This is a genomic window from Sphingobium sp. 3R8 (assembly GCF_020166615.1).
Taxonomy (GTDB): Bacteria; Pseudomonadota; Alphaproteobacteria; order Sphingomonadales; family Sphingomonadaceae; genus Sphingobium; species Sphingobium bisphenolicum.
The window spans coordinates 16081-29677 of record NZ_JAIQXR010000034.1; the positions used below are offsets into that span (position 1 = coordinate 16081).

The 13597-nt window shown below is 65.6% G+C and carries 12 protein-coding genes; 7 read left to right on the forward strand and 5 right to left on the reverse strand.

Translation table 11 applies throughout. From position 1 onward, the window contains the following. Positions 1-78: 78 nt before the first annotated feature. From K9B33_RS21880 to K9B33_RS21895, 4 genes are all read left to right on the forward strand, one after another. Entirely contained in the window at positions 79-1104 is a 1026-nt protein-coding gene (locus K9B33_RS21880) for an amidohydrolase family protein (RefSeq protein ID WP_224551231.1), read from the forward strand. Next, complete coding sequence (gene ligA / locus K9B33_RS21885) at positions 1101-1553, forward strand: protocatechuate 4,5-dioxygenase subunit alpha (protein WP_224551232.1); 453 nt, start codon at positions 1101-1103, stop codon at positions 1551-1553. Before K9B33_RS21880 ends, ligA begins: the two co-directional genes overlap by 4 nt. A 1-nt stretch (position 1554) precedes the next feature. Next, a complete protein-coding gene (locus K9B33_RS21890; RefSeq protein ID WP_224551233.1) occupies positions 1555-2448 on the forward strand; it encodes a class III extradiol dioxygenase subunit beta in 894 nt (297 codons plus the stop codon). Between the two features lie 179 nt (positions 2449-2627). After that, the gene (locus K9B33_RS21895) at positions 2628-3569 is read left to right on the forward strand and encodes a Gfo/Idh/MocA family oxidoreductase (protein WP_224551234.1); all 942 of its coding nucleotides are present in this window, start codon (positions 2628-2630) and stop codon (positions 3567-3569) included. A gap of 64 nt (positions 3570-3633) precedes the next feature. Here the strand turns inward: K9B33_RS21895 and K9B33_RS21900 are convergent, their stop codons facing one another. The 5 genes from K9B33_RS21900 to K9B33_RS21920 form a co-directional block, all read right to left on the reverse strand. Next, entirely contained in the window at positions 3634-3861 is a 228-nt protein-coding gene (locus K9B33_RS21900) for a hypothetical protein (protein ID WP_224551235.1), read from the reverse strand. 31 nt (positions 3862-3892) lie between these two features. Further along, positions 3893-4765, reverse strand: coding sequence for a helix-turn-helix domain-containing protein (locus K9B33_RS21905; RefSeq protein WP_224551236.1), 873 nt, complete (start codon positions 4763-4765; stop codon positions 3893-3895). Positions 4766-4811: 46 nt separating this feature from the next. Further along, on the reverse strand, positions 4812-6107 hold the full coding sequence (locus tag K9B33_RS21910) for an MFS transporter (RefSeq protein WP_224551237.1): 1296 nt from the start codon (positions 6105-6107) through the stop codon (positions 4812-4814). A gap of 33 nt (positions 6108-6140) precedes the next feature. Next, on the reverse strand, positions 6141-6701 hold the full coding sequence (locus tag K9B33_RS21915) for a DUF3237 domain-containing protein (RefSeq protein ID WP_224551238.1): 561 nt from the start codon (positions 6699-6701) through the stop codon (positions 6141-6143). A 90-nt stretch (positions 6702-6791) separates the two neighbouring features. Further along, on the reverse strand, positions 6792-8255 hold the full coding sequence (locus K9B33_RS21920; RefSeq protein ID WP_224551239.1) for an aldehyde dehydrogenase: 1464 nt from the start codon (positions 8253-8255) through the stop codon (positions 6792-6794). Between the two features lie 187 nt (positions 8256-8442). Here K9B33_RS21920 and K9B33_RS21925 point away from each other — a divergent pair, with 187 nt between their 5' ends. The 3 genes from K9B33_RS21925 to K9B33_RS21935 all read left to right on the forward strand — a co-directional run bounded on the left by K9B33_RS21925 (position 8443) and on the right by K9B33_RS21935 (position 13235). Next, positions 8443-10866, forward strand: coding sequence for a hypothetical protein (locus K9B33_RS21925; protein ID WP_224551240.1), 2424 nt, complete (start codon positions 8443-8445; stop codon positions 10864-10866). Positions 10867-11053: 187 nt separating this feature from the next. Then, on the forward strand, positions 11054-12223 hold the full coding sequence (gene pobA, locus K9B33_RS21930; protein ID WP_224551241.1) for a 4-hydroxybenzoate 3-monooxygenase: 1170 nt from the start codon (positions 11054-11056) through the stop codon (positions 12221-12223). A 1-nt stretch (position 12224) separates the two neighbouring features. Beyond that, positions 12225-13235, forward strand: coding sequence for an aldo/keto reductase (locus tag K9B33_RS21935; RefSeq protein WP_224551242.1), 1011 nt, complete (start codon positions 12225-12227; stop codon positions 13233-13235). Positions 13236-13597 lie beyond the last annotated feature (362 nt).

The window sequence follows — 13597 nt, forward strand, 5'->3', positions numbered from 1 at the left end:
TGCCTCGTTTCAACGCCTGCGCGGGAGCAGGTAGTGCTGGAGGTGGGGTGGATGGATTAGGACTGGAGATAAGAGCGGATGAGCCTGATTATCGATTGCCACGGTCATTATACCGTTCTGCCCAAGGGGCATGACGCCTGGCGCGAAGAGCAGAAGGCCGCGTTCAAGGCCGGGACGCCGTGCCCGCCCTATCCCGAGATCAGCGACGCGGAGATTCGCGAGACGATCGAGGCGAACCAGTTGCGTCTCATCAAGGAGCGCGGCGCGGACCTGACGATCTTTTCGCCCCGCGCATCGGCGATGGCGCCGCATGTCGGGGATGAGGCGGTGGCGAAGGAATGGGCGATCCGCTGCAACGACCTGATCGCGCGCGTCGTCGGCCTGTTCCCCGAAACCTTCGTCGGCGTGTGCATGCTGCCCCAGTCGCCCAAGGCCGACATGAGCAACAGCATTGCGGAACTGGAGCGTTGCGTCACGGAGCTGGGCTTCATCGGCTGCAACCTCAATCCCGATCCGGGCGGCGGGCATTTCACCCATCCGCCGCTGACGGACCGCTACTGGTATCCCTTCTACGAGAAGATGGTCGAGCTGGACGTGCCGGCGATGATCCATGTGTCGGGCAGCTGCAATCCGGCGATGCACGCGACCGGCGGCTATTATATCGCCGCCGACACCATCGCCTTCATGCAGTTGCTGGAAGGCGATCTGTTCAAGGATTTCCCGACGCTGCGCTTCATCATCCCGCATGGCGGCGGCGCGGTGCCCTATCATTGGGGGCGCTATCGGGGCCTTGCCGACATGCTCAAGAAGCCCGACCTGTCGACGCATCTGATGAACAATATCTTCTTCGACACCTGCGTTTATCACCAGCCGGGCGTGGACCTGCTGGCCGACGTGATCGAGAATAAGAACATATTGTTCGGGTCGGAAATGGTCGGCGCGGTGCGTGGTATCGACCCGACCACCGGCTTCTATTTCGACGACACCAAACGCTATGTCGACGCGTTGGAGATTAGTGACGAGGAACGCGCCGCGATCTTCGCGGGCAATGCCCGTCGCGTCTTCCCGCGCCTCGACGCCCAATTGAAGGAGAGGGGACTATGATAACAGAAGATCCCAAGCATCAGGATATCCACGAATATCTGGCCGAGATGGAAGATATTCCCGGCACCCGCGTGTTCACGGCGAAGCGCGCGCGGCAGGGCTATCATCTGAACCAGTTCGCGATGAGCCTGATGAAGGACGAGAATCGCGCGAAGTTCAAGGCGGACGAGCGCGCTTATCTGGACGAATGGCCGCTGACCGAGGCGCAGAAGCTGGGCGTGCTGGCGCGCGATTATAACAAGTGCCTGGACCTGGGCGGCAACGTCTATTTCCTGTCCAAGCTGTTTTCGACTGACGGGATTCCGTTCGCCGAAGCGGTCAGCACCATGACCGACATGAAATTCCCGGAATATCGCGAAATGATGATGCGGGGCGGCCGATCGCCCGAGGGCGTACGGTCGATCAAGGCCAATGAAGCGGCGGCTGCCGCCAAGAAAGAGGATCGCTGAGATGGCGCGGATTACTGCTGGCGTGGCGTCGAGCCATGTGCCGTTGCTGGGCGTGGCGTCCGACTTCAACAAGGATCGCGACGATTATTTCGGGCCGATCTTCGCCGGCTACGACTGGACCCGCGAATGGGAGAAGGCCGAAAAGCCCGATGTCGTCATCCTGGTGTATAACGATCATGCCTCCGCCTTCGACATGAAGATCATCCCGACCTTCGCGATCGGCTGTGGCGAACGCTACAAGTCGGCGGACGAGGGCTGGGGGCCGCGCGCGGTGCCGGACGTGGAGGGGCATCCAGACCTCGCCTGGCACATGGCGCAGAGCCTGATCCTGGACGAGTTCGACATGACCATCATCAACGAGATGGACGTCGATCATGGCCTGACCGTGCCGCTTTCCATGATGTTCGGCAAGCCCGACGCCTGGCCGTGCAAGGTCGTGCCGCTGGCGGTCAATGTCGTCACCTATCCGCCGCCATCGGGCAATCGCTGCTGGGCGCTGGGCGAGGCGGTGCGCAAGGCGGTCGAGAGTTTCCCCGAAGACCTCAACGTCCAGATCTGGGGCACGGGCGGCATGAGCCACCAGTTGCAGGGGCCGCGCGCGGGGCTGATCAACAAGGAATGGGACAATCGCTTCCTGGACGGGCTGGTCGGCGACAGTGACCATCTGCGCCGCATCCCGCATATCGAATATCTGCGCGAAACCGGCAGCGAAGGCATCGAAATGGTGATGTGGCTGGTGATGCGCGGGGCGCTGGGGAAGAATACCCGCGCGCTGCATCGCCATTATCATGTGCCCTGCTCCAACACTGCGATCGGCCATATGGTGCTGCGCCCCGACAATGGCGAAGGGCTGGACATGACCGGCAGCGACGTGACGGCGATCGCGGCGGAATAGCTAAGTTAAGCCCTTCCCGTTGCGGGGAGAGGGCAGGGTAGGGCGATTGCGTCAACGATCGCTTCTGCCTTCGAAAATCGGGCGCGGCTCGCTTCGCTCGCACCCACCCTCGAACAGAGTCACGTGCCTCTGTTCAACCCGTCCCTTAATAGGGAGGGGCTTATTATGGAGTAGTTCCCATGCGTATTGCCCTGGCCGGTGCCGGCGCCTTTGGCGAAAAGCATCTCGACGGCCTCAAGAATATCGACGGCGTGACTGTCACCTCGATCATCGGTCGCGAGCTGGAAGCGACGAAGAAGGTCGCGGAAAAATATGGCATCGGCCATGTCACTACCGACCTCAATGAGACGCTGGCGCGTGACGATGTCGATGCGGTGATCCTTTGCACGCCCACCCAGATGCACGCCGCGCAGGCGATCGCCTGCATGGACGCGGGCAAGCATGTGGAGGTGGAGATTCCGCTGGCCGATAGCTGGGCCGATGCGCAGGCGGTACTCGAGAAGCAGGAGGAAACCGGCCTCGTCTGCATGGTCGGCCACACGCGACGCTTCAATCCGTCGCACCAGTTCGTCCACAACCGGATCAAGGCGGGCGAATTCAATGTCCAGCAGATGGATGTGCAGACCTATTTCTTCCGCCGCAAGAATATCAATGCGAAGGGCGAGCCGCGGTCCTGGACCGACCATCTGCTGTGGCATCATGCCGCGCATACGGTCGACCTGTTCGCTTATCAGGCGGGCAAGATCGTGTCGGCGCATGCGCTCCAAGGGCCGATCCACCCGGACCTGGGCATCGCCATGGACATGTCGATCCAGTTGAAGAGCGAGACGGGCGCGATCTGCACCCTGTCGCTGTCGTTCAACAATGACGGGCCGCTCGGCACCTTCTTCCGCTATATCGGCGACACCGACACCTATATTGCGCGCTACGACGATCTGGTGAACGGCAAGGAAGAGGCGATCGACGTCAGCCAGGTTGCGGTGTCGATGAACGGCATCGAATTGCAGGACCGCGAATTCATCAGCGCCATCCGCGAAGGCCGCGATCCCAATTCGAGCGTCGCCAAGGTGTTCGACTGCTATCGCGTGTTGGGCGAGCTGGAAACGCAGCTCGCGGGTTAATGCGGAATCCCTTCGGGGTCGCAAGGAAGGGCGCGGCGGGACAACCCGCTGCGCCTTTTTTGTGTCACGCCGTCAGCAGCGGATGCGCCATGCGCAGGTCGTCGAGCAGGCTTTCGATCAGCGCGATGTCCTGGAAGCTGCCGGTCGGCGTCGCGTTCCAGTTGCAATGGGGATGGGTAGCGGGACTGTAGAGCCGCAGCGGACCGATCGCCTTGCGCCAGTGATGCTTGCTCTTGCCATGGTCGCGCAGCAGCCGGGCCACCAGCAGGTCGATGAGCTTGTCCGCTGTCATGGCTGCGCATGTAGGGCCGCGGCCGGCCGCGTCAACCTGTCCGCGCAGCGCGATAGGCGCGGGGCGGCTGGCCGATATGGCGGGCGAAGAAGCGCGAGAAATAGGCCGGGTCTTCAAAACCGATGGCGTAGGCGATTTCGGCCACCGACAACTGGGAGTAGATAAGCAGGCGGCGCGCCTCCAGCAGGGCGCGATCGTCGAGCATCTGCGCAGGAGAACTGCCCGCAACCCGCGCGCAGGCCTGCCGCAGCGCGGTGAGGCTGGCGCCGAGTGCTTTGGCATGATCCGATACGGGTTCGCGCTGGCGGAAGCGCTGCTCGATCCGTTCGCGCAGGCGCGCGACCAGCGCGGCCTGGCGCGCGGTGCCGGCTTGGGTCGTTTGCGCCAGTGTCGCGTGGCGCAGCGCGAATACCATCAGCGACAGCAGCGCGGATTCGACGGCGGCGCGCTGGCCGGGACCGGACCAGCCCAGTTCCTGCGCCATGCGGGTGATGCTATCCTGCGCGACGCCGCCGTCGCCGGTCGATAGGGGGACGGCATGGGGACGGGCGAAGAGCGGGGCGAGATCGGCATCGCGGGCGATCAGGTGGCGCAGATAGGAATCGGCGATGGTGGTGACATGGCCGCGCGATTCGCTGTGCCAGGTGAAGCCATGGACGATGCCGGCCGGGATCAGCAGCAGGCAGGGTGCGTCGAAGCTGACCTGCGCCGCTTCGGCCTGCATCGCGCCACCGCCCTGCGCGATCAGGATGATATGGTTGAGGTCGCGATGGACATGCGGGCGGATCGTCCATTCGCTGGGGCGGGATCGATCATCCAGGCTTTCGACATGGACGAAGCCCTCCGCCACGCTGCGCTGTGGTTCGCCGTAAAGATAGAAGCTGGGGACGGGGGCGGTCGTCATGATGGATCGTCCATCTATGCGCCCGGCCCCACCTGTCCGCAAGCCGTCAGGCCGGGCGCGGGCGCAGCATCGCCAGCAGCGCCGCCCCGACCAGCGAGCCGAGCGCCATGACGAGGGCGACGGCGGGCAAGCCGAAGTCGAGCGTGAACAGGAAGCCCGCCAGGATCGGTCCGAGCGCCGCGCCGCCCCGGCCGACGCCGATGACGATGCCGGTCCCGCCGGCGCGCACGGCGGTAGGGAAGGACTGGGCGACCAGCGCATAGAGGCCGACCACCGCGCCATTGGTGAAGAAGCCGGCGCAGGCGGCGACCAGGCTGAGACCGGCGAGCGTCGTCTGTCCCTGACCAAAGACCGTCACCAGACATGTGGAGGCGACCATCGCCACCATGACCAGCCCGCGGACCGGCAGCCGCCAGCTAAGCGCGCCGAGCAGCAGCGAGCCGGCAAGACCACCGACATTGGCCCAGACCAGCACGCCCCCCGCCGCCGATGGCGCAAAGCCCATGTCCACGACGATCTTGGGCACCCATTTCAGGATGAAGTAGAAGGTCATGATGTGACAGAAATAGGCGAGCGTCAGGAGAATGGTGGTGCGCGCCAGGCCGGGGGCGAACAGAGACGCGAAGGCCGGCCTGGTCGCGGTCGGATCGGGCGCGGGGAGGGCGGCGGCCGGGGCGTGGCCCATGCGGCCGAGCAGGCGGTTGATCCGCGCCAGCGCGTCTTGGGGCCGCTTCTGCAACAGGAAGCCGATCGATTCGGGCAGCAGCCAGAGCGAGACGGGCAGGAAGACCGCCGTGACGATGCCGCCGAACAGGAAGATGTCGCGCCAGTCGCCCGCGATCAGCAGGTGCGAGGCGACCGATCCGCCCAGGATCGCGCCGACCGGATAGCCCGCCGCCATGATCGCGACGGCCAGGCTGCGGGAGCGGGCGTTGGACAGTTCGGCGACCATGGCGTTGGTGCAGGCGAGCATCCCGCCGATGCCGAGACCGGTCAGAAGGCGGATGAACGAGAGCGACACCACATCCCACGCCTGGGTCGCGCCTGCCATGCCTGCAGCCATGACGACGAGGCAGCCCAATATGGTGGGGCGGCGACCGATGCGGTCGGCGACATTGCCGAGCAGAACCGATCCGACCGCCATGCCGATCAGTTCCATCGACAGGACGAGGCCCAGCGCGGCGCGATCGATCCCCCATTCCCTGGCGATGCCGGGCGAGGCGAAGCTGATCGCCAGCACATCGAACCCGTCAAGTGCGTTCAGCAGGATGCACAGGATGATCGCCGCGATCTGGAGCCGGCCCATGGGGGCTTCGTCCAGCCTGTGCCTGATGTCAGTCATGGGCGATCCTGTCCTGTCGTTTTTACGTTGGTGTCAGCCGACCGCGAAAATGTCCAGCGCGACATGATCCTTGTAGCGGGCGGCGGTGCAGAGGAAGACGGTGCGGCCGAGCCAGGCATGGGAGCCATCGCTCGCGACTTCGAAGCGCGGGGTGGTGCGAAAATAATAGAGGGCAGGGTCCACCACCTCGCCCGCCGCGATGCGGGCCAGCACCGGCGCGGGGCCGTGGCGATAGCCGGGATTGATGACCGAGATGATCGCGCCGTCGTCGGCCTGCAATGAATAGCGCGCCAGGATGTCGGCGGTGCCGTCCGCCCGGATCGATTGCCAGTCCGCGCCGCCGGGCAGCACCTTTCCGGTAAGGCGCGGCCCGTCCACGCTGCCGCCGGTGATGGGGATGACCCGTTTGCGCACGCCATCGACCATGCCCAGTTCCTGCGGCGCGCCGATGAGGACGCGCAGGCGCATGGCGAGGCTGAGCGGCGGGGTCGCGAGCGGGCCGGGTTCAGCCGCGGCAAGCGGGGTGGCGGCGCCGGCGAGGGCCAGGCCGGGCACGGCCTTGAGCAAGCCGCGGCGGTCCATGTCCCTTGTCATCCTCTTCTCCTGTTTCGTAGTGCGTGCCTGCCAGGGGGCTTGCCTGTTCGGATTGTGGCTGGTCCGGACGGTGATGTGGGAAGATGAGTGTCAGATCGGAAAGTGGCCGGGCTGGGTTTCCGTCGTGATCCAGCGCAGGTCGGTGAAGCTGTCGATACCGGCGCGGCCGCCGAACTTGCCATAGCCCGACGCCTTGGTGCCGCCGAAGGGCATCTGCGCCTCGTCATGCACGGTGGGGCCGTTGATGTGGCAGATGCCGGACTGAATCTGGCGTGCGACCCTGAGCCCGCGTGCAGTGTCGCGGGTGAAGACCGAAGCGGACAGGCCATAGTCGGTGTCATTGGCCAGCGCGATGGCATGGGCCTCGTCACGGGCATGGATAATGCCGACGACGGGGCCGAAGCTTTCGTCACGGAACAATTTCATGTCCGGGGTGACGCCGTCGATGACATGGGCGGGCATCAGCACACCACCGCCCCCGTTCAGAACGTCGCCACCGTTGAGCTGCGTTGCGCCGGCCGCGAGCGCATCGTCGATGAGCGCGCGGACATGGGCGACGGTCTTCCTGTCGACCACCGCGCCGAGCGGGGTCTTCCCCTCGCGCGGGTCGCCGACCGCCATGGTGGCGACCTTGGCCCGGAATTTTTCCGCAAAGGCGTCGGCGATGGCATCGACCACGATGATCCGCTCGGTCGACATGCAAATCTGGCCCTGGTTCATGAAGGCGCCGAAGGCCGCGGCCTTGACCGCCTCGTCGAGGTCGGCGTCTTCCAGCACGATCAGCGGCGCTTTACCGCCCAGTTCGAGCAGGACGGGCTTGAGATGTTCTGCACAGCGCCGGGCGATGACCTTGCCCACGGCGGTCGAGCCGGTGAAATTGACGCGGCGTACGGCCGGATGATCGATCATCGCGCCCACTATGTCGGCGGCGTCCTGCGGCGCGTTGGTGATAAGGTTGACGATGCCGCCGCCTAGGCCGGCCTCCACGAAGGCCGCGACGATGAGACCGTGGGTGCGCGGGCAATGTTCGGACGCCTTGAGCACGATCGTATTGCCGCAGGCCAGCGGTACGGCGATGGCGCGGGCGGCGAGGATGATCGGGGCGTTCCATGGCGCCATCGACAGCACGACGCCGGCAGGCTCGCGGATCGCCATGGCGAGACAGCCGGGCTTGTCGGACGGGATGACCTCGCCGCCGATCTGGGTGGTGAGGGCGGCCGCTTCGCGCACCATCGAACTGGACAGCATCAGGTTGAAGCGCGCCCAGCCTTCGGTCGCGCCGATTTCTGCCATCATCGCATCGACGAAGTCGGCGGCCTTGGCGTCCAGTGCATCGGCGGCCTTCATCAACGCTGCGCGGCGTGCGTTGGGGCCAAGGGCGGACCAGGCGGGAAAGGCGGATTGCGCGGCATCGACCGCCGCGATCGCATCGTCGAGGCTGGCGGCGGCAGCGATGGTGGCGACTTCACCCGTTACGGGATTGACGCGCTCGAAGGTCGCGGCAGCCGCGCGCTGCTCCCCGCCGATGACCAGGGCGATTTCCGATACAGGCATATCCGACTCCTTATTATCGTTATGATAGATAGCGATGCAGATAGCTATCAGCAATAGCATTCATGGCATTCACCCGATTGGTATGAACTTGGGCAGGCGGGCTGCGTTACCCTCTCGCCCTTGGCTTGCAGCGGTCCATGTGGGACAAGCGGCGGCAGGGTCGCACAACAGGAAGCAAGACAGAAAGATGACGCCTTGGTCGATCGACAGGATGATGCGGACCGCCCGTAGCGCGCTGGGGGCTTTGGCGTACGCCATGCTGGCGCCTGCCTCACTGGGCGCCGCGGAACCCGCGCCGTTCGAATTGCCCGGTCCGGCGCTCGATATATTGGTGATGCGCGGCGACCAGAGCCTGCCGATCGCGCAGGTGCCCAGCCTGTCCGAAGGCGACCGGCTGTCGATCGAGGCGGACCTGCCCGCCGACCAGGGCGCGCGCTTCATCCTGGTGTCCGCCTTCCTGCGGGGCGCGACCAATCCGCCGCCCAGGGATTGGGTCCGGTTCGCCGAGACATGGAAGAAGAAGGACAAGGACAAGGCGCTGGTGCTGACCGTGCCCAAGGGCGCGCGGCAGATGGTGCTGTTTCTGGTCCCCGACACCGGCGGGGCCGAGGGTGTGCTGTCCGACGTGGTCCGCGGCAAGCCGGGCGAATTCGTGCGCGCGACGCAGGATCTGAACCAGGCGTCGCTCGACCGGTCGCGGCTGGATGCCTTCATGGCGGCGATCAAGGCGCAGGAAAACAGCCATCCCGAATATCTGCGCAGCGTCGCCCCTACGCTGGCGCGCAGCCTGGCGATGAAGCTGAACGAGGATTGCCTGTCCAAGGTGGTGGAGATGCAGGCCGCCTGCCTGCTCGACAATCGCGAGGCGCTGGTGCTCGCCGACGTCCATAGCAGTTCGATCGCCGAAACGCTGACCGGGGCGCCCACCGACCTCGCGCTGCAACTGGCCGCGACGCGCGAGGCGGGCTATGGCTTCTACAGCCCCTATATCGGCGTGGTCCGCGACATCGCGAAGATATTCGGCGCGTTCAGCAGCCCGCAATTCGACTATCTGCCGACCCTGAGCGTGCGCAAGCCGGAGGGCATGGCGCTGCTGCTGAACGCCGCGCCATCCTTCCAGAAGCCCAAGTCGGTCATGGTCGTGGCCATGCCCGCGATCGAGGCGGACAGCCCGCCGCGCCTGCGCCGCAGCGGCGATGCGCCGGTCTGTGCAGCGCGCGCGGGTACGGTGCTGCCGGTCGAGGGCGCGCCGCTGATCTTCTCTACTTCCTATGCGCGCGAGGTGAAGCTGGCGCTGAAGACGGCATCTGGCGAGACGATCGAATTGCCGCTGGAGGCGCGCGCCGACCGGGGCGGCTATGTGCTGACCGGCGGCGACTTGCCCCCGGCCTTCAAGGGAACGGTGGAAGGCCATCTTTACGGTCGCTGGGGCTTCGACCGGTTCGAAGGGCCGGACTTTACGTTGCAGATGCCCGATGCGGGCGGATGGGCGGTCGAGGGCGATACCGCCGCTCTGGTCGTCGGGCGCGACAATGCGCTGGTGCTGAAAGGCGGCGCGCCCGCCTGCGTCGAGAGCGTCATGATGCGGCAGGGAGACGGCGCGCTCCGGCCGGTGGAATGGAAGGTGCAGGGGCGCGACGCGCTGGCGCTGACGGTGCCGCTCGCCGATCGCAAGCCGGGCGCGATGAGCATCGAGGTCAAATATCAGGGCGTCGCCCAGCCTGCCGCGATTGCGTTGCGCAGCTATGCGCAGGCGAGCCGGCTGGACGGGTTGCTGCTTCATGCCGGGGACAAGGCGGCCTTGCTGTCCGGGCAACGGCTGGACCAGGTGGACAGCGTAGACGTGAACGGGCTGCTGCTGCGGCCGGACGGGCTTGTGCGCGACGGTGAAGTGGACCGGCTGCGGCTGGTGGCGCAGGGCGATGGGGTAGCGGCCGATGCCGGCAGCGAGGCAACGGCGCGGGTCAAGCTGCGCGACGGGCGGAGCGTGAACCTTGCCCTGACGGTGGCGGCGGCGCGGCCGCAAATAGGGCTGCTCAGCAAGGACATCAGCCTTGGTGCGCCGCCTGCGAACGGCAAGGCGCTGGCGCTGGGCGGCGACAATCTGCTGCCGGACAATGGCCAGCTCGTCTTTTCGGTGCGGGCGGGCGAGGGCACGAAGCTGAGCGCCAGCGACGCGATCGAGGTCGCGCCGGTCGCGGATGGCGCGCCGATCCGGCTGACCGCCGCCAACGGCTTGCGGCTGGAAAGCGCCAAGGTGATGGTCGCCACGCTGAATCCCAGGGCGATGGCGCCATCCCTGTTCGGGCCGCTGCGCTTTCGCCTGTTGCGCGGTGGCGAGGCGAGCGACTGGCAACCGCTGGTGACGCTGGCGCGACTGCCGCAGATCGAGGCGGTGGCGTGCGAGGCGAAGGCGGACGGCTGTACGATCACGGGGCGCGACCTGTTCCTGATCGATGCGGTGGGCGCGACGCCGATGCTCGACCAGGCGGCGCAGGTGGCGCATGGCTATACCGGCTCGGCGCTCAAGGCGCCCACGCCGCGGGACGGCAAACTCTATCTGCGGCTGCGCGACGCGCCCGATAGCGTGGTGACGCTGCCCGCAGCCTGATCGGCGGCGGATAGTCCATTCATCCTGGGGAGTGCCGGCGATGGCATGGCATGGTGCAGGCGAAAATCTCCTATTCATCTGCACAGAGTCGGTTGAATCGTCCAAATAAGCTGCTGCCCCGGCCATGGGCGTGTGCGCCGCGGCGGGGCATCACCTCCCAATTCCGAAGGACATGGAGAGGATCATCATGAAGACGCAGGTCGCTATCGTGGGCGCCGGGCCGGCCGGGCTGATGCTGGGACATCTGCTGCGCGCCGAGGGAATCGACGCCGTGATCGTCGAGCGCGCGTCGCCCGACTATGTGCTGGGCCGCATCCGCGCCGGCGTGCTGGAGCGCACCACCACCGACCTGATGGACCAACTGGGCCTTGGCGCGCGGATGCATGCCGAAGGCCTGCCGCATGACGGCTTTCATTTGGCCGATGGCGAACGGCTGATCCGCATCGACATCGCGGCGTTGACCGGCAAGCAGGTGATGGTCTATGGCCAGACCGAAGTGACCCGCGACCTGATGGACGCCGCGCCCGAACGCGGGCTGGAGATCATCTATGACGCCGCCGACGTGGCGCTCCACGATGTCGATGGCGACGCGCCCTATCTCACCTATAGCAAGGACGGCGCGACCCATCGGATCGATGCGCAATTTCTGTGCGGCTGCGATGGCTTTCATGGCCCCTCGCGCAAGGCGATCCCGGCGTCGGTCGCAGCCGTCTATGAGAAAGTCTATCCCTTCGGCTGGCTCGGCATCCTGGCGGACGTGCCGCCGTGCAACCATGAACTGATCTACGCCAATCATGAACGCGGCTTCGCGCTCGCATCGATGCGGTCCGAAACGCGCAGCCGCTATTATGTGCAGGTGGCGCTGGAGGAGAAAGTCGAGGACTGGTCCGATGACCGGCTATGGGACGAGCTGGCGATCCGGCTGGGGCCGGAAGCGGCGGCGCATATCACCCGTGGCCCGGCGCTGGAAAAGTCGATCGCGCCGCTCCGCTCCTTCGTGTTCGAACCGATGCGCCATGGCCGACTGATGCTGGCGGGCGACAGCGCGCATATCGTGCCGCCTACGGGAGCGAAGGGACTGAACCTGGCCATGTCCGACGTGCATTACCTGTCGCAGTCGCTGATCGCCTATCTGAAACGTCATGACAGCGACGCGGTGGCCGGCTATTCGGACAAGGCGCTGGCCCGCGTCTGGAAATCCGAACGCTTCTCATGGCAATTGACGAAGCTGATGCACCGCTTCCCCGATAGCGATGCGTTCGATCGCCGGATGCAGGTCGCCGACCTCGACTATATCGCCTCCTCGGTCGCGGCGCAGACGACGATCGCGGAAAATTATGTAGGATTGCCTCTATAGTATGACTGCTCTTCCCACCCGCTCCATCGGTCCTTTCAAGGTTTCGGCCATCGGCCTGGGTTGCATGAACCTGTCCCACGCCTATCTGCCGCGTCCCGATGCGGCGGAGGCTGAGCGGTTGCTGCGCCATGCGCTGGATGTCGGCGTGACCTTCTTCGACACTGCGGCTCTTTATGGTTTCGGCGCGAACGAGGAATTGCTGGGCCGGACGCTGATGGACCGGCGAGGGGAATTCACCCTGGCCAGCAAATGCGTGCTGGGGGAAATTGACGGCAAGCGCGGGCTGGACGGATCGCCCGAAGCGATCGCCAAGGTGCTGGAGGATTCGCTGCGGCGGCTGAATGTCGATCATATCGACCTCTATTATCTCCATAGGCTCGACCCGAAGGTGCCGATCGAGGAGTCGGTCGGCGCGCTGGTCCGCGCCAAGGAGGCGGGCAAGATCGGCGCGATCGGCCTGTCCGAAATGTCGGCCGCGACGCTGCGTCGCGCCCACGCGGTGCATCCGATCGCGGCGATGCAAACCGAATATTCGCCCTGGACCCGCAATGCCGAAGTGGCGGTGCTGGAGGCCTGCGCGCAGCTGGGCACCGGTTTCGTCGCCTTCTCGCCGGTCGGGCGCGGGCTGCTGGCGGGCAATCCCAATGCGGCGAACCTGCCGCAGGGCGATATTCGGGCGTCCATGCCGCGCTTCCAGCCGCCGCATCTGGCGGCGAATCTGGCCCTGGTCGATGATCTGAAAGCGCTGGCCGATCAGGCCGGATGCACCGCGGCGCAACTATGCCTGGCCTGGCTGCTCGCCAAGGGCGACCATGTCGTGCCGATTCCCGGAACCACCGGCATCGCCCATCTCGACGAGAATCTGGCGACCCTGGCGCGTGAATGGCCGGACGACCTGATTGCAGCGGTCGAGGCGCTGTTCCCGTTCAGCGCACCGTCCGGCCCGCGCTATTCGCGCGAGGCGCAGGCGCAAGTCGATACCGAATGCTGGGCGGGAGAGCCGCTGGCCTGAACCGAGCGCGATTCTCTTGTCCTTTCAGCGGGTTGATTCGCGAAGGCTAAGGGCGTGCGGGGCAAAATGGGGGCGTAGAGCGGGGAAAGCCGTTCCAAGCCCTTTTGCATATCAACGCGTGAAAAGCGCGAAAATCCGCGATATTCTGGGCCTTTTCGGGGATCATTCCCAAGCGCCGACATAGAAAATTCACAAAGCGCGCTTTTTTTCCGGTTGACCGACTCAGATGCCTCCCCTAGTTGGCCTCTCACCGGACGGGACGACGCCACTGCGGCGCTGAACCAGACGGTCGCCAACATAGACGGGACGCACATCCCTCGGAACCAGTTTCGAGGAAGAATGGCTGTCCCTCTTTAGTTGTC